The sequence below is a fragment of the Algoriphagus mannitolivorans DSM 15301 genome (assembly GCF_000429425.1).
Lineage (GTDB): Bacteria > Bacteroidota > Bacteroidia > Cytophagales > Cyclobacteriaceae > Algoriphagus > Algoriphagus mannitolivorans.
This window is the reverse complement of the sequence record NZ_AUBV01000001.1, coordinates 212,293-228,853: the sequence shown is the minus strand read 5'-3', so window position 1 is coordinate 228,853 and position 16,561 is coordinate 212,293. Positions and strand designations below refer to the sequence as shown.

The following is a 16,561-nucleotide window of genomic DNA, read 5'->3' as shown; positions in this document are numbered from 1 at the left end:
ATTTACGCACAATCATGATTGAACTTCAAAATATTGACAAATTCATAGAGTCTAGATTTCAGAGGATTTTTATCCTTAAGGGAATCAACCTGAGGATCCAAGAGGGTGAATTTTTGACTCTGATGGGTCCTTCCGGTGCCGGAAAATCCACCCTGCTCAATATCCTGGGTTTATTGGATGAAGATTACTCCGGGGACTATGTTTTTGGATCCCAAAGCATCCGCCAAATGAGGGAGAAAGACCGCTCTAATCTTCACAAAAGCGAATTTGGATACATTTTCCAAGCCTATCACCTCATTGATGAGTTGACGGTGTATGAGAATATTGAGACTCCCTTGCTATACAGAAAAGTATCTTCATCCGAGCGAAAAAGCATCATTGCAGAGCTTTTGGATCGGTTTAACATGGTCGCCAAAAAAGACCTCTTCCCAGCTCAGCTTTCGGGGGGACAGCAGCAGCTGGTCGGGATAGCTCGAGCCATCGCTGGGAGACCGAGAGTTTTGCTTGCGGATGAACCCACAGGCAACCTGCACTCGGCCCAAGCCAAGGAAATCATGGAAGTTTTCAAAGAGTTGCATCAGGAAGGCACCACCATCATCCAGGCTACCCATGCTCGTGAGAATGCCGATTACGGCACGCGATTAATCAATTTAGTGGACGGAAGAATAGAGACAGATGAAAAACTATAAGTTAAAAGTCTTGGCAGTAGTGTCAAGCTTGGCCTTGAGTACAAGTTTGACGGCTCAGGATACACTGAGGTTGAATTTCCGTCAAGCAGTGGATTTAGCTTTGGGGAAAAACCTGGAATATCAAATCCAGAAAAACAATCTGGAAGTCACGCAAAAAGAGAGACAGGTTGCGATGTTTTCTCACCTTCCTTCGGTGGGGATTACTTCCAATCTGGCAAGACAATCTGGGCAGCAGTTTCAGCAGATAGAAGGAGAGATTGTCGTCACCAATGTGACCAATGATATCGTCAGCGGCAACTTGAATGTGAACATGCCGGTGTTTAATTCAGGGCGCCGGGTTTTGGATACTCAATCAGCCAAACTTGCTTTGGAAGCGGGGGAAAAGGGACTGGAGCGAGCCAAGCAACAAATCACTTTCGACGTGGCAAGATTGTATCTCCAAGTACTGCTGGATCAGGAGCTTTTGCGAATCGCCAATGAAAACTTGGAAAATCAAAAGGAGATTTTGAGACAAATCGAAGGGTTTGTGCAAGCAGGATTAAGAACTTATTCAGATCAATACAATCAGCAGTCGGAAGTAGCCCGGGTAGAATCGGTGAAAGTAGATGCGGAGATTGCGTTGGAAAATGATCTCTGGTCTTTGACTGAATATTTGCAATTGGATCCCGGAGTAGTTCCAGAACTGGAATCGGTGGATCCAGAAAACGGCAGTCGTGAATTTGAAGGCGCTGGAGTGGCAGATCTGTATGAAATCGCAGTCGCCAATCGGGATGATAAGCTTCAGCAAACACTTCTGAAAGACTCCTACAAAAAAGACATGCAGGCGTTCAAGGCGATGTTGTTCCCAAGAGTGAATGCTTTTTACAATTATGGGACCTTTTTCACCTCCTTAGACGATAGGTCATTAAGAGAGCAATTGTTTAAAATTTATCCTCAGAACACCCTTGGTTTCAGTTTGGCCATTCCGATTTTCAGTAATTTTCAAAGCAGATTGGATGTGAGTCGAGCGAAGGCCCAATATCAAAATCAGGCCTTGAGGGAAAAAAGCATGGACCGAAAAGTATATCAGGATGTGAAGCTCGCCCACCAAAATTACCAGGCCGCGATGAGGAAAGAGATCAATACCCGAGTACAGGTTTTGGCCTCGAGAGAAGCTTATTCGGCAGTTCAGGAAAGGTTCAGACTAGGGCTTTCCACATTTGTGGACTTGGCTACTGCCAACCAGCAATTGGTCAGGTCTCAGGCTGATCAAGCTCAGGCGATCTATACCCTATATTTTCAGGATATATTGATGAAATATGCTCTAGGAACCTTGGAATATTGATTTTTCCAATTTACATCAAATAGCAAAAGCGGGCCTCTTGACCCGCTTTTTTTGTGGTGGTTAAATAATCTGTAAGGGATTTTTCTTACAGCATAGCAAAGAACATGTCCAAATCCGGAATCAAAACGATTCTCGTTCTTCTATTCAATGCCATGTTTTCTTTGGAGTCATTTTCTACCAATGGCATATAGCTGGATCTTCCCGCAGCGATCATTTTTTCAGGAGCCACACCATATTTCAACTGAAGTTCTCTCACGATTGAAGTAGCACGCTTGACTGAAAGGTCCCAGTTGTCCTGAAGTACCGCGTTAGAGATTGTTCTGGGGTCAGTATGTCCCTCGATCATTACCTGAAGGCTAGGTTCAGCATTGATTACTTCAGCCAGTTTTGCTAAAAGGGGATTTGCCTTGGAATTTAATCTGTAGCTACCCGTATTAAAGAGTAGCCTGTCGGATACACTGATCATGACTACAGTTTTGTCAATATCGATTTGAATGTCATCCTCATTTCCCTCAGAATCGGCAGTGATGTTTTGTTTGATGTTGTATTCGATGGCCAAGTTTACTGAATCCTCCAAGGTCTTGGCCTCAGCAAGCTTGGATGCATCCACCTTGTTCAGGGTTTCGATCATTTTCTTTCTGGAGTTTTTGGACATGACAGCCGCACCTTCGATAGAGAGCATGGAGCTATTGGCGTCGGCCAACTGATCGTTCACTTCCCGAAGGGAATTGATCCTTGCATTGTATTCTGCCACTCGGGCTTCGATGATGGCCATTTTTTCCTCAAGTTCGGCCTTCTCTTGGTTGGTAGAGGCCAACTGTGCCTGAGTTTTGAAAAGGTTGCTTTCGAGGGCTGTGTATTTTTTCTTGGAAACACAGGAAGCCATCAGGCTAAAGCTGATAATTCCAGCTACAATCAGTGAATTTTTCATGGTAGATTTTTTTGTTGGTTTTCCATCAATTTTCAAATGGTTTACCAAAAAAATATCCGATGGTATAATGAGCAGGAAAAAGTGAAAAATGCTTTCTATTTTAATTTAGAGCCATAAAAAAGTGTTCTAGAATCTATTTTGTTTGAAAAAAAGAAATCCCCACCTCGTAGGAATGTGGGGATTATTTTAGAAAAAATGAGGACAAATTCCTCACTCCATCATTTTATTCACAATTTTAAATTCATTCATTACCCGGTAAGCTGCTCTGGTAATGTCTGAAGCAAAGTTTGGCGATTCAAAATCAAATTTAGCAGCAGTATATCCTTGCCAGATGGTATTCCCCTTTTTGCTGTCGATCACATAAATCACCAACATCCCGTTGTTTTTGGCATATTTCACGGAATTGTAGGTTTCATCTTTTTCCTGTTCCCGTTCAATTTCCCCTTCTGCATTTCGGTAGGTCATCCCGGTTCTGTTAAGCCAATAGTCAAATTCTGGCTGGACGTAGCCTCGGTATCTTACCGAGTCAGTAAATATTTTATAGCTCACCAGCATGTCAGGTTTAGATTCCTGTTCACGGAATCCCTGAGAACCTAATCTTGCTCCTATAGTCGCATTCAGCACAGGGGTCAAAATGGTCGTGTCCATTTCTGTGGATTCTACGAAAGCAAAAGTCTTATACTTTTTGAAAGAACCCGTATAGTTGTAATCGTATTCTGTGATGAAATCTTTAGACGAAAAACAGGAAGTTGCCAATGCCAGCACTACGACAAACAGGGGGATAGTTAGCCTTTTCATAATTGAACTTGGTTAATGGTTGATTGAAATCAAGCAGGGGATAAGCCTCACTGTAAACTATCGGATAGTGCTTTTGTTTTCTCAAGTAGTTATTTATCAGTGTGTAAGAAAATTTAAAGAAATAAAATTTGATTTCAAATCAATTCGGCAAAACTATCATTTGCCATATAGTTGATGGAAACAGGAAAACTGGAGCTGAGAATTGGAAAAATTAGCTGTTGTCTGCTCCATAAAGCCTAGCTGGAAAGCAAGTCCTTTGGCTACTCGATAGCCTAAACCTGCATATAATCGATTTCTGTCAAATATCTGGGTTACACGGGCAGTCCTCTGTCCATTGATGAAAAGCTCATCATAAACCTGAAAATACAAGGAGCCTTTCTCTGCCAGATCTTTGGAATTGAGTGGGACATTGACAAAAACGGCATATCGGAATCGCGTGCGTAAATCCTGGTTTTCAATCCATCGTTGCTCAAACCTATAGCGATGCATCAGCCCTACCTTGCCAAGTTTTTGCCTTACGATTGCTTCTTGATAAATCCGGCTTTCATGGAAAGTTTCCTTGGATTCACCCAATGCTCCTGAAGTGATACTGGCATACCCAGCCAAAAAGCTAGCCTGTCCGGATTTCAAATTGTATTGCAGTCCGGTACGAAGCAGCAATTGATCCAAGTCTCCAAGGATATTGTAATTTCGATGTTGAGCTTCTCCATGAATGGCCCAAGGGCTGTCTTTGAATCTGAAATTTCCAAAATACATGTACCAGGAACCTAATTGTTCATTTTGTTGGGCAAAAGAAAAACTGCCGATAAAGAAGCTTAAGAGAAGGATAAGCGTTTTTTTCATCCCGAAATATATCCAATAAATTAAAATGGCTAAGGAATTTCCATCAGGACATCAAGCGACTCTCGAGGCAATTCGAGCTTGTACCCTTTGTGAAAAAAGCCTTCCTCTCGGTCCTAGGCCGGTTTTCTCCATTGATTCTAAAAGCAAAATCCTGATCATTGGCCAAGCCCCCGGGACCAAAGTTCATCATTCGGGAATTCCTTGGAATGATCCCAGCGGGGATGAACTTCGACGCTGGCTTCAAGTGGACCGCGAGACTTTTTATAATCCTGAGATTTTTGGGATTATGCCCATGGGCTTTTGCTATCCAGGCAGGGGAAAAGGAGGAGATCTGCCTCCAAGGAAAGAATGTGCCCCGCAATGGCATCAAATACTGAGGGAAATGATGCCGGAAGTCCGGCTAATCCTTTTGATTGGTTCTTTTGCGCAGGCCTATTATTTGGGCAATAAGAGAAAAAAGAACCTTACGGAAACTGTCCAATCATTCAAGGAATACCAGCCGGATTTTTTTCCTTTGGTCCATCCTTCGCCGAGAAATAGAATGTGGATGCGCAGAAATCCTTGGTTTGAAAAAGAAATTCTTTCGGAATTGAGAATTAATATTTTCAGACTAATTTCTTAAATTCCCCTAAACTTTTTGAAATGGAAATGGAGAAGAAATTTTGTCTCCAATGCAGCAAGGAACTGCACGGGAGAATCGACAAAAAATTTTGTGATGACTATTGTCGAAATACTTACAATAATCATCAAAATGCCACCCACAACAATCTAATCCGGAACATCAATTACGTACTGAGAAAAAACCGGAATATTCTGGAATCCAAAATTCCTTCAGGAGAAGATATGGGAAAAATTTCTCGAAACAGGCTCATTCAGGAGGGGTTTAGTTTTACCTATTTCACTCATATCTATCAAAACAAAAAAGGGAATCTCTATCACTTTTGCTATGATTTTGGGTATTTGGAATTGGAAAATGACTGGATTTTGGTGGTGAAAGTCAAAGGAAACCAAGGATAGCTTTTATAAAAAAATTAAAAAAGTATCGGGCTTTTCCTTTATTTTTCCCTAATGAATTCAAATCATTTCGATGCTATAGTGGTAGGTTCTGGAATTTCCGGAGGCTGGGCTGCCAAGGAATTTTGTGAAAAAGGGCTAAAAACCCTCGTTTTGGAGCGTGGGAGGCAAGTGGAACATCTCAAAGACTATCCAACCATGACGGCTGCTCCTTGGGATATGCCGCATCGAAACAGAATTCCCCTAGACCAAAAAGTGGCTGATCCTATCGTCAATCGATGCTATGCCTACAAGGAAGATACCCAGCATTTTTTTGTAAAAGATTCAGATCACCCCTATGTGCAAGAGAAGCCGTTTGACTGGATCAGAGGGTATCAGGTAGGTGGAAAATCTTTGATATGGGCTCGACAAACCCAACGATGGAGCCGGTTTGAATTTGAAAGGCCTTCCCGGGATGGATATGGAATCGAGTGGCCAATTACGTATTCGGATTTAGCTCCCTGGTACAGTTACGTGGAGCGATTTGTGGGAATTAGCGGAAGCAAAGAAGGCCTGGAGACCTTGCCAGATGGAGAATTTTTGCCTGCCTGGGAGCTCAATTGCATGGAAAAAGAATTGAAAAAAAGGATTAAAGACGCTTATCCTGAGCGTAATCCGATTCAAGGGAGATGTGCGCACCTCACCCAACCCAATGAAGTTCACCTCCAGCAAGGAAGAGGTCAATGCATGGCGAGAAATCAATGCTATCGTGGTTGCCCGTTCGGTGGGTATTTCAGCTCGAATAGCGCAACACTTCCTTTTGCAGCTAAAACTGGAAACTTAACTCTCAGACCAGATTCTGTGGTTCATTCGATTATTTGGGATGAACAAAAAGGAAAGGCCACAGGTGTTCGGGTAATCGATCGACTGACCCATGAAGTAACAGAATATTTTGCCAAAGTTATCTTCCTCAATGCAGCTTGTTTGAATACCAATTTGATTTTGCTGAATTCTACCTCAAGCCGTTTCCCGAATGGAATGGGCAATGATTCCGGTCTTTTGGGAAAATATATTCTCTTCCACAATTACAGAGGTAGTTTGGGTGGGAAGATCGATGGGCCTTTGGATAAGAGGGATTATGGCAGAAGGCCTACCAGCATGATGATGCCCAACTTTCGAAATGTTACCCATCAGGAGATGGACTTTCAGGGAGGTTATATGCCTTTTTTCAATGCAAGCAGGTCCAGCTGGGGTAATTCACCGAATGCTCCATTTGGTGAGGAATTCAAACGAGTCAATTCCCAACCGGGTCCTTGGCAGGTATGGATGATGATGCAGGGGGAAACTATTCCCAAAGAAACCAACCAAGTAAGTCTAAGCTTGGATCAAAAAGATGCTTGGGGAATTCCTTTGCTTTCTATTCGTGTGGATTACGATGAGAATGATGAGAAAATGCTTCAGGATTTTTTTGAAGAAGGGAGGAAAATGATTGAATCAGCGGGTTGCAAGGATATCTATACTTCGGATAGCCGACAGGCTCCCGGATTGGATATCCATGAAATGGGAGGCGTCAGAATGGGAAAAGACCCAAAAACATCTCTGCTCAATGGTTTCAATCAAATGCATCTTGCGCCAAATGTTTTTGTCACAGATGGGGCAAGTATGACCTCTGCAGGTGTTCAAAACCCTTCTTTAACTTATATGGCATTAACTGCTCGTGCAGTAGATTATGCAGTGAAGGAGTTGAAGAAAGGGACTATCAAGTAGGGGAGGTTGGTAGCTGGGATTTTACTTCCCAACTTCTTGCCTTTCGAGTAATTTTTATTGGGTCTTTGTCAACTTTTGCAGAATTTCCTGTTCAAATCTTTCAAACCCAATAAACCTATGCGTAAAAAAATATTCCTGCCATTACTTTTCCTTTTGCTAGGATTAAGTTTTGGCCTCCACGCCAGTGCTCTTCCCAATCCAGGGAGCTACAAATTGATCGTAGAAGGCTTCGACTGGGGTCCTGCTGTCAGTAGACTGGTTCTGAGTATGGATCAGCCGATTGCCAATCTTTCACCTGCTGATTTCGAAATATTCGTATCCAGATCCTCTTCTTTGGGAGAAATTCCCGAAGCAGCCCGACATGGAAAGAGAACGGTCGTAACCCAGTATCCTTCCGATGTGGAGGGCAACAGACAAGCTGATGGGAAGTATTTAACCTTGATGTTGGCCGTGAGTCCAAACAATCCGGTCATGTCTTCCATGCAATACCTTAGGATGGGAAATCGAGCCTCAAATGTCTGGATTGACTATCAGGTGACCGTCCTTCATGCCAAATCCGGTCAAATCTGGAATCAGTCCAATGGAATTTTGCAGAAGGATTTAAAGGATTTTGACCTCAATGGAAAATTTACCCATCAAAACATCAGCCTTACCTATGGGGCTTTTGCCCCCAAAACAGGATCTGCAAAAGCTCCTTTGATCATTTGGCTTCACGGTGGTGGAGAAGGAGGGACCGATCCCAGCATTGCCCTTTTGGGAAACAAAGCATATAATTATGCAGCTCCAGAAATCCAGGTGCTTTTTGGTGGGGCCTATGTCTTGGCTCCCCAAACCCCAACATTTTGGATGGATTCTGGAGAGGGTATGACTAGAGGGCAAGTGGATGATATCTACCATGAAGCGGTTTTTGCTTTGATCCAGGATTTTGTGGCTAAAAACCCCGGTGTGGATACCAACAGAATTTATGTGGGAGGCTGCTCTAATGGTGGTTACATTTCCCTCAAATTAATCTTCGAGCATCCGGAATACTTTGCTGCCGGCTACATCAGTGCTTTGGCTTTCAACAATGAATTTGTCACCGACCAAATGGTCCAAAAAATCAAGAATGTACCGATTTGGTTTGTACATGCAAAGGATGATATGACCACCAAGCCCGACGAAACCGTTGTTCCTCTTTTTGATCGGCTGAGAAAAGCAGGAGCCAAGAATGTCTATTTTTCCTACTTTGACAATGTTCACGATGTTACTGGATTATATGGAGGGAAAGATTTCCAATACAATGGGCATTGGTCTTGGGTGTATTCTCATGCGAATGTCGCGCGGCATGACTTGGATGGAAAACCAGTAATGCTTGGGGGAAGACCCGTCACCATTATGGAGTGGATGGCCGCTCAGAAAAAGAAAAAATAATGCTTAAGGCCGGGTGATTCCTGGCCTTTTGTTTTAAATTCATGCCATCAATTAAGGGGTGCCCCATCAAATCGGGCTGAGATTATACCCATCAGTACCTTGGTACTGAGCACCTGATCCGGATAATGCCGGCGTAGGGATCGATCCATCATTCCTCCCTTATTTGAATAATGACCAAAAGTTATTCAAATGGACTTTAACACCTTTTGGGATTTGCTCCTCGAGCAAGTCCATCGAACCTCCTTTTTGGAGTGGACGGCCGTTGGCTTTGGAGTATCTGAAGTGCTATTGGCAAAGAGAAACAACATCTGGCTTTATCCTACAGGGATAATCAGTATTCTGTGCGGTGGATTTCTTTTAATCCAATCCAAGCTTTATGCCGAAACCCTTCTGCATGTGTATTATCTGGTGATGAGCATATACGGATGGGCCAATTGGAATTCAAGGACTGCTTCCGGTGCCGCAGTGATCAGTAAAAGCAATTCAAAAGAGCAAACAATCACTTGGACCATTGCATTGCTGGGATGGGGGATTTTATATGCCTTTCTGGTTCTGTTTACAGATTCTGATGTGCCATTTTTGGATGCCTTTGTATCTTCTACCGCTTGGGCTGGCATGTGGCTATTAGCCAAAAGGAAATTGGAAAACTGGCTTTGGCTCAATCTCTCTAATCTGGTGGCCATTCCCCTCCTTTTTTACAAAGGTTTGTTCATGTTTGCATTACTGACAATATTCCTTTTTGTAGTGGCTGTTTTGGGCTATTTAGACTGGAAAAAAGAAATCGAAACCCAAGTCATATATGTTGAATCCTGAATTTGCTTCAAAAGCAGAAAACCTAGGCCAATTACCCGAGGAATGGTTGGAGGTTATTTACAAAGAAAAATGGTTCAAGCTGTTCGTTCCCCGGAATCTAGGAGGTTTAGGGCTGAATTTCCCCGAGGCCTTACAGGTGGAGGAAAAGTTGGCCAAAGTGGATGGGAGTCTAGGTTGGACCGTGACCTTATGCGCGGGAGCTGCTTGGTTTGTGGGATTTTTAGATCAAAGTTTGGCCAAAGAAGTTTTTTCCGATCCTAGGGTTTGCTTGGCGGGAAGTGGATTTGTGGGAGGAAAGGCAAATGAAATAGGAGAGGAGTATCATATTTCCGGTCATTGGACTTATGCTTCAGGAGCTTTGCACGCTACCCATTTGACGGCTAATTGTGAGATTTTAAAAAATGGATCTCCAGTCTTGGGAAAAGGTGGACAGCCCATGGTCAAAGCCTTTATTCTCAAAAGAGAAGAAGTGGAAATTCTGGATGGGTGGAGCTACATGGGAATGGTGGCTACTGGAAGCCACGCTTTTAAGGCAGAGAACATCCGGGTTCCTTTGAACAGAAGTTTTGAGATATTGCCTGAAAAGACCACAATTTCCAATCCTATTTTTCAATATCCATTCTTACAATTTGCTGAAGCTACCTTGGCGGTGAATATTTTGGGGATTTCTGAGCACTTGCAGGAACTGATTTCAGAAGCTTTCTGGAGAAGAAATGAGTCAAGGAACTACGATTCCAAGCATTTGAAATATTTCAAGAAGCAGGAGAAAAAGGCCCATTCCAAGTTGGAAAAAGGCAAGGAAGATTTTTATGTCAAGATATCAGAATCCTGGAATGAATTGCAGCAAGAAGGAAAAATCTCCAAAAAAACTTTGAAGTCAGTCAGTAAAATCAGCCGAAAACTGACTTTTCTATGCCGTGAGTGGAATGCAAAAATGTATCCGTTTTCTGGTTTGGAAGCAGCCAAAACCCATACCGAGCTCAATAGAGTATGGAGGGACTTCAATACGGTCAGCCAGCATGCGCTGTTGGTGTTTCCTTTTTAGTTAAGGATTTGAAAATTGGAAAATTGAAAAATTGAAAAATTGAAAAATTGAAAAATTTCGATTTTTGAGGGTTTTTGAATAATCTAGAATGTTATTACTTGACCACCAATTCTTTCTCTTCTTCGAGAAAATCGTGCCTCATAGTTCTTCCTCTTTTAGGTCTTAAAGTATTAGAATGCCCTAAAACCTATCCATCCCCTCGTAATTCGTAAATCATCTTTCTATCTGACATTTTCAGTCATTCCCATTTTGATTTGCCAAAACTTTGGTAAAATGAGGAGCTTGGTTTTGATAAAATGATTGACAGAGAAGAAGAATATTTCAAGGGAAGAGGAGCACAGATTCAGTCTGGGAATCGCTTTTTGGCGCATCGAATCGTAGCTGAGCATGTGGAAGGAATCGACGAACCGCTTTTGCTTTCTCCCAAGACCGAAGTGCGTATAGAGCATCCCAAGTCTATTGTCAATCCGATTACCAGCCCTGATATTGGACTTAGTTTTTCTCTCAATCCCTATCAAGGATGTGAACATGGCTGCATCTATTGCTATTCACGCAATTCCCATGAATATTATGGGTATTCTGCGGGAATTGACTTTGAAACCAAGCTGATGGCTAAACCGGATGCCCCGAGGTTGTTAGAGGCAAAGCTTTTAAGTAAATCTTGGAAAGTCACACCCATTTCCCTTTCCGGGAATACCGATTGCTATCAGCCATTGGAAAAGAAAATGGAGATCACCAGGGGTCTTCTTAAGGTTTTTGCAAAATATCGGCATCCCGTCGGAATCATCACCAAAAACAGCTTGATTCTTCGGGATTTAGACATTCTACAGGATTTGGCTTCCCAAAATCTAGTTCAGGTCTATATTTCCATCACCACCTTGGAGGAGGATCTGAGAAGGGCAATGGAACCCCGAACAGCCAGTGCTGCCAAGCGCTTATCGACTTTGGAAGCTTTGGCAAAAGCAGGAGTGCCGGTAGCAGTGATGAATGCACCGATTATTCCTGGACTCAACCATCATGAGATTCCCCAAATCATCAAAGCCGCCGCAGACCATGGAGCCAGTGGGGCGGGAATGACTGTAGTGAGGCTGAATGGGAAATTGGAAGAGATTTTTTCGGATTGGCTTCAGAAGAACTTCCCGGACCGCTTCCAAAAAGTCATGCATCAAATCGCTGAACTCCACGGAGGAAAGGTGCAAGACAATGAATTTGGAAGAAGGATGAAAGGAGAGGGGGTACTCGCGGAGAGCATTCGACAGCTATTCCGACATTCGAGGAAAAAATATTTCCAGGATAAATCTATGCCTGAGTATAACTTGAAGGTTTTTCGAAAAGGAGGGAATCTGAGTTTGGATTTTTGATCAGATCGCTTGCCCAAAAGTCAGAAGATTGTTGTCCGGGTCCAAAAGGGAAAACTCCATTTGTCCCCATGGTTTTACCTGAAGATGTCCGTTGGGGTGGATTGGGATTTTTCGCAGGAGAAAATCCTGATACAGCGTCTTAATGTCCTCGGTTCGGATATATACCTGCCCGTAGTTTTCTTTGGGATCTAGCTCTTTGAAGAGAAAAAAATGGAGCTCGATCTGGTCTTTCTCCACCATGAGGTATTCCGGGTAATTTCCACTTCCCAACAATCTAAAGCCCAACAGGCCGACATAATAGCTTTCGGTGATTTTCTTGTCCCGCATAGGAAGTTTGGGGTGGATGGCTTGGAGCATGGATCAGATCGGGTTTAAAACTTGACTTTTCTTCCAGAATTCGTCTAATAAGTTCGCAAAAACTCTGGGAGAATCCGGATCAAACCGAAAATAAAGGCAAGGTTCAATCAATTCCAGCTCCATCAAGGCAAAAGTATTTTGAGGGGTTCGGACCAGATCAACCCGGGCATAGAAGGGCTGCCGAGGTAAGGCCGCCAGAGCTTTTTCTGCGGCTGCCAGCAATGCTGGTTCTGGTACAGCAATTGGAATCACTCCTCCTCCATGCTCCTCCTGAACTCTAAAATCCCCCACTTTGACTGTCTTCAGGATGGTATGACTGAGTTCTCCCTGAAAGAACATCAGAGAAAACTCCCCTTCATCTACCACATTTTGTATAAATGGCTGAAGCATGCCTACTTTATTTTGAAAGAAAGGCAAGACACTGCCCCAGTCTGCTTCTCTGGTTTTGCTTAGCCTAAAGGTATCATCTGCATTGGCTCCGATTTGAGGCTTCACAATCAATTCATCCGTTTGGAATTTTTCGAAGGCATTTCTGATGTCTGAGAGTTGCAAAATAGAAGGCTTGATCGTCGGCACCAATTCCACCCCTTTGGCTTGAAGCTCGAAAAGGTAGCTTTTGTTGATGTTCCAATGAACCAATTCTATGGGGTTCAAAAGAATGGCTTTGGATCGGTTAATCCGGTCTAACACTCTCAGAAAATCCACCAAATGATTTTGGTAATCCCAAGGGCTGCGGATAACCACCAAGTCAAATTTATCCCAATCTGTCTCTTGGTTCCAGGGGATGTTTTGTACGGACCAACCCAAGTCCTTGAGAAAAGGATGAACCAAATCGTCATCGATAAACCATCCCTCAGTATTGGCGATAGACAAGAATGCACATGCAGGCATAATGATGTAGGGGAAATAAACGCTATTGAATTTAAAGGCTTATTTTGAATTATTGTTATCCAAAATTGCAGCAGTTCCAAAATCTGAAGGAAAAGAAAGCTTTCAATGGTTCAGCTAATGCTAGTTCTAGCGAGCAGACGATTCTGAATCCAATTTCTACTTGGTTTTTTGAATTACAAAGCTGGAGATCGATTTGACTAAATCGGACCTAGTGCTGCTAAATACGTAGAAATCGGCAAATGCAAACCGGTCTCCGTTTTCCATGATCATTTCTCCATAGACCGCGCCCTCTTTTCCATGGGTCACAATTTGATGGATCTGTAATTCTGCGGCAGTATTTCCCATCATTTCACCCAAGGCTGCCAAAAAATTAGCTTTACCCTTGATGGGAGTATCACCGATTAAGGTCCAGGTGATGTCTTCCGCCAAAAAAGGCTCTAGTCGTTCTAGATCATAAGAAGCGAAACTGATGCTCAGATCTTGGATCAGTTTTCCTTTGGGAGAATGTCCCCCATTCATTAATAGAAAAAGTTTCATAGGCCTAGAATTTTGGATGGGAAAGAGTTGAATTTACTCGAAACTATAGATCAAAGCTTGATAAGGTCTCAGATCCAAGGATTTGTATTGGGGATTCAGCTGGATTTTCATAGGAGGCAGGGATTTTGAAATTTTCCCATTAAGATAGAGAAAGATCAATTAGTTAGGGTGATTTCTCAAAAATGTGAAACTCCAATCGGATTGCTTTTCAATTCTGGAAGCATGCACCGGCATAGATTTTATTTATTCCAATTTTGGAATAGGTTTAGGATAAAAAAAATCCCAGGGTTTTGCCCTGGGAATTGAATTTCTGGAAGATCCCTTTCTTGTATGAACTAGTTTCCTGAACAGGTTTTACCACTTTTCAAGTGGAATTTCATTTTTGATAAGCACCAGAGGAATATGTCAGTTCGTAGCTGTGGGTGTATATTTCAAAGACAACCCCGAACGGATCTTCAACATACACCATTTTAAAAGGCTTTTCATTGGGATAATATTCTCTGATAGGCATTCTTTGCTTTCCTCCCGCTTCTACGATTTTCCTAGTAAGGTTCTCTATATCAGGATCCTGGACACAAAAATGAAAAAGACCGGTATTAAAAGGATTAAACTCAGGCGCCTCTTTGATGCCGTGTGGAAATGAAAACAACTCAATTCCAATTCCGTCTGAGGTGGACAAATGGGAAATTTCAAATTCCTCCCAATTCTCTCCAAAAACATCAATGCACATCTGTCCGATTGCTGTGTTTGTCTCCTTTTTTATCCTTGAGGGAGGCATAATCACATACCAGCCCATCACATTTTCATAGAATTCAACGGCTTTATGAATATCAGGCACTGTTATTCCGATATGGGAGAAGGACCTTGGATATTTAATTTCTTTCATTTTTTAGGTTTTCAGTTTTTGAGAATGATTCTTTCCCTAGGGTAGGGCATTTTATGGAGCAGCAACCCTCAATTCTTTGCTTAAGTTCAAAAACACTCCAAAGCTTTGGAAAAGGAGGAACTTCCAAAAAATCTCAGGCACTAAATCCAAGTGGGACCTGGATTGGAGCCAAATCCATTGAATTTGACAGGATAATTAAAATAGAATTCAAAAAAAGACCTTGTGAATTAATCGGATATAGAATTTATAAAGCGGGGTTTACTGTTTGGAGTTGTAATTAATGGTCTTGGCTATGCGTAGTGGCGTGCTTTGGCACTTAACTTAGAAAGTTCTCACCTAGTTGGAAATTCCCACGGAATTTCCAACTAGGTGAGAACGAGTACTAATAGCCATTGTTGTGATGCGTTTTTATTTCTTTTTTTTTCAAACAATTATCTCGATTAAATCACACTCATTAGGTGTCTAATATTACTTTTCTCATATAAGATTTGAATGATCGAAGTATATTCGTTTTTAAATCTTTCATTATGTATTAGATCTCCAAAGATTCTGGATTGTTCAATGAAAGCGGTCCAATTATTTTCTGTTTCCTTTGCAGCTTGATGTAATTCGTTTCTCTGCTCGTCGATAATTTCCAAAGGTTCCCCTTTATTATTCAGTCGTTTGTCGCTATAAAAACACCATGCAGCCAGGAGAAAAGTCGCATACTTAATACTTCCTCCTTTTTCTAAATTTTCCAGCAACGTCGGAATTAAGAATTTTGGAAGTTTGGCCGAACTTTCTGAGCAAATTCTGCTTACGCTATCCTTAATATTGGGATTGCCGAAACGAATTTCCAAGTTGTCTTTGTATTCCTCCATATCGATTCCTTCTATGGAACCCAAAATTGGTGTAACTTCCTTATCCATAAAGCCCCGCATAAATTTTGCAAACACTTCATCACGCATACAGGCATCGATGGTGGTGTGCCCATGTACTGCCCCTGTTATACCCAATACAGAATGCCCTGCATTAAGTAACCGTATCTTCATTTTTTCATATGGCGTCACATCAGGAACGAACTGTACTCCTACATTTTCAAGTTGCGGTCGCCCGTTTGAAAAATTATCCTCGATAACCCATTGAATGAATGGCTCACATACTACAGGCCATTGATCCTTGAAGCCATATTCATCTTTTAGGTATTCCATTATCTCCTTATTGGTTACAGGAGTAATTCTGTCAACCATACTATTTGGAAAGCTGACTTCATTTTCAATCCAATTAGCTAAATTTGAATCTTGTTTTTTTACGAAATCCAGTACCATTTTGCGGGCGACATTTCCATTGTGCTGGATATTATCGCAGGACATAATCGTAAAAGGAGGCAAGCCCGCTTTTCGTCTTTTGCGCAGGGCAGCGGTTAGATAGCCGTAAACCGTTTTAGGTTCATTCGGATTTCTCAATTCATGTTGTATATCAGCATTTTCAAAATCAAAATTTCCTGTTGAGGGATTAAAATTATATCCCCCTTCAGTGATGGTCAACGACACAATTTTAGTGGTTTCACTTGCCAATTTATCGATAACGGCTTGAGGTTCATCGACCGCCAAAAGAAACTCAGTAATAGAACCAATGATTTCATTTTCAATGTTCCCATTGGGGTGCTGGGTGACCAAGGTATAAAGACCATCCTGTTCTTTTAAGACATTGTACATGTTACGGTCTCCTTCCCGTAGACCTACACCACAGATTGCCCAATTATCGGCACCATTTTTTTGTAGTAGTCGATGAATGTAGTAGGCCTGATGTGAACGATGAAAACCGCCAACCCCGATATGGACAATTCCTGTTGTTAATGATTTTCTGTCATATTCAGGACAGGAAATTCGATTTGAAAGATTGTCAAGATTTTTCTGATTTAATTCCATTTCTAC

17 protein-coding genes are annotated in these 16,561 nt (G+C 42.1%); 9 read left to right on the top strand and 8 right to left on the bottom strand.

What is annotated here, in order from left to right; all coding sequences use genetic code 11:
- The first annotated feature begins 14 nt into the window (after window positions 1-14).
- On the top strand, window positions 15-689 hold the full coding sequence (locus G458_RS0101035) for an ABC transporter ATP-binding protein (RefSeq protein WP_026950250.1): 675 nt from the start codon (window positions 15-17) through the stop codon (window positions 687-689).
- On the top strand, window positions 676-2,013 hold the full coding sequence (locus tag G458_RS0101030) for a TolC family protein (RefSeq protein ID WP_026950249.1): 1,338 nt from the start codon (window positions 676-678) through the stop codon (window positions 2,011-2,013). The genes G458_RS0101035 and G458_RS0101030 overlap by 14 nt, the downstream gene beginning before the upstream one ends.
- An 85-nt stretch (window positions 2,014-2,098) precedes the next feature.
- On the opposite strand, the gene G458_RS0101025 is transcribed toward G458_RS0101030, so the two are convergent.
- From G458_RS0101025 to G458_RS0101010, 3 genes are all read right to left on the bottom strand, one after another.
- The gene (locus G458_RS0101025; protein ID WP_026950248.1) at window positions 2,099-2,944 is read right to left on the bottom strand and encodes an OmpA/MotB family protein; all 846 of its coding nucleotides are present in this window, start codon (window positions 2,942-2,944) and stop codon (window positions 2,099-2,101) included.
- Between the two features lie 210 nt (window positions 2,945-3,154).
- Window positions 3,155-3,742 carry a DUF4136 domain-containing protein gene (locus G458_RS0101015; RefSeq protein ID WP_026950247.1) on the bottom strand — a complete coding sequence of 196 codons (588 nt, stop codon included), beginning with the start codon at window positions 3,740-3,742 and terminating at the stop codon, window positions 3,155-3,157.
- A 156-nt stretch (window positions 3,743-3,898) separates the two neighbouring features.
- Window positions 3,899-4,585 carry a DUF2490 domain-containing protein gene (locus G458_RS0101010; protein ID WP_026950246.1) on the bottom strand — a complete coding sequence of 229 codons (687 nt, stop codon included), beginning with the start codon at window positions 4,583-4,585 and terminating at the stop codon, window positions 3,899-3,901.
- Between the two features lie 25 nt (window positions 4,586-4,610).
- Here G458_RS0101010 and G458_RS0101005 point away from each other — a divergent pair, with 25 nt between their 5' ends.
- The 7 genes from G458_RS0101005 (at window position 4,611) to G458_RS0100975 (ending at window position 11,974) form a co-directional block, all read left to right on the top strand.
- Window positions 4,611-5,207, top strand: a complete 597-nt coding sequence (locus tag G458_RS0101005; RefSeq protein ID WP_026950245.1) for a uracil-DNA glycosylase family protein — start codon at window positions 4,611-4,613, stop codon at window positions 5,205-5,207.
- 26 nt (window positions 5,208-5,233) lie between these two features.
- The gene (locus tag G458_RS0101000) at window positions 5,234-5,602 is read left to right on the top strand and encodes a hypothetical protein (RefSeq protein ID WP_211234610.1); all 369 of its coding nucleotides are present in this window, start codon (window positions 5,234-5,236) and stop codon (window positions 5,600-5,602) included.
- Between the two features lie 51 nt (window positions 5,603-5,653).
- On the top strand, window positions 5,654-7,345 hold the full coding sequence (locus G458_RS0100995) for a GMC oxidoreductase (RefSeq protein ID WP_026950243.1): 1,692 nt from the start codon (window positions 5,654-5,656) through the stop codon (window positions 7,343-7,345).
- Window positions 7,346-7,462: 117 nt separating this feature from the next.
- Window positions 7,463-8,755, top strand: a complete 1,293-nt coding sequence (locus tag G458_RS0100990; RefSeq protein ID WP_026950242.1) for a prolyl oligopeptidase family serine peptidase — start codon at window positions 7,463-7,465, stop codon at window positions 8,753-8,755.
- Between the two features lie 189 nt (window positions 8,756-8,944).
- A complete protein-coding gene (gene pnuC, locus G458_RS0100985; RefSeq protein WP_026950241.1) occupies window positions 8,945-9,568 on the top strand; it encodes a nicotinamide riboside transporter PnuC in 624 nt (207 codons plus the stop codon).
- The gene (locus G458_RS0100980; protein ID WP_026950240.1) at window positions 9,555-10,613 is read left to right on the top strand and encodes an acyl-CoA dehydrogenase family protein; all 1,059 of its coding nucleotides are present in this window, start codon (window positions 9,555-9,557) and stop codon (window positions 10,611-10,613) included. The genes pnuC and G458_RS0100980 overlap by 14 nt, the downstream gene beginning before the upstream one ends.
- Window positions 10,614-10,909: 296 nt before the next feature.
- Window positions 10,910-11,974, top strand: a complete 1,065-nt coding sequence (locus G458_RS0100975) for a PA0069 family radical SAM protein (protein WP_026950239.1) — start codon at window positions 10,910-10,912, stop codon at window positions 11,972-11,974.
- On the opposite strand, the gene G458_RS0100970 is transcribed toward G458_RS0100975, so the two are convergent.
- The 5 genes from G458_RS0100970 to G458_RS0100930 form a co-directional block, all read right to left on the bottom strand.
- Window positions 11,975-12,331 (bottom strand): bleomycin resistance protein, encoded by a 357-nt coding sequence (locus G458_RS0100970; protein ID WP_026950238.1) that lies wholly within the window; start codon window positions 12,329-12,331, stop codon window positions 11,975-11,977.
- Between the two features lie 3 nt (window positions 12,332-12,334).
- Complete coding sequence (locus G458_RS0100965) at window positions 12,335-13,222, bottom strand: ATP-grasp domain-containing protein (RefSeq protein ID WP_026950237.1); 888 nt, start codon at window positions 13,220-13,222, stop codon at window positions 12,335-12,337.
- A gap of 156 nt (window positions 13,223-13,378) precedes the next feature.
- Window positions 13,379-13,759 (bottom strand): nuclear transport factor 2 family protein, encoded by a 381-nt coding sequence (locus G458_RS0100955; protein ID WP_026950236.1) that lies wholly within the window; start codon window positions 13,757-13,759, stop codon window positions 13,379-13,381.
- Window positions 13,760-14,135: 376 nt separating this feature from the next.
- Window positions 14,136-14,645 (bottom strand): lactoylglutathione lyase family protein, encoded by a 510-nt coding sequence (locus tag G458_RS0100940; RefSeq protein ID WP_026950235.1) that lies wholly within the window; start codon window positions 14,643-14,645, stop codon window positions 14,136-14,138.
- A gap of 440 nt (window positions 14,646-15,085) precedes the next feature.
- A complete protein-coding gene (locus G458_RS0100930; RefSeq protein ID WP_026950233.1) occupies window positions 15,086-16,555 on the bottom strand; it encodes a mannitol dehydrogenase family protein in 1,470 nt (489 codons plus the stop codon).
- Window positions 16,556-16,561 lie beyond the last annotated feature (6 nt).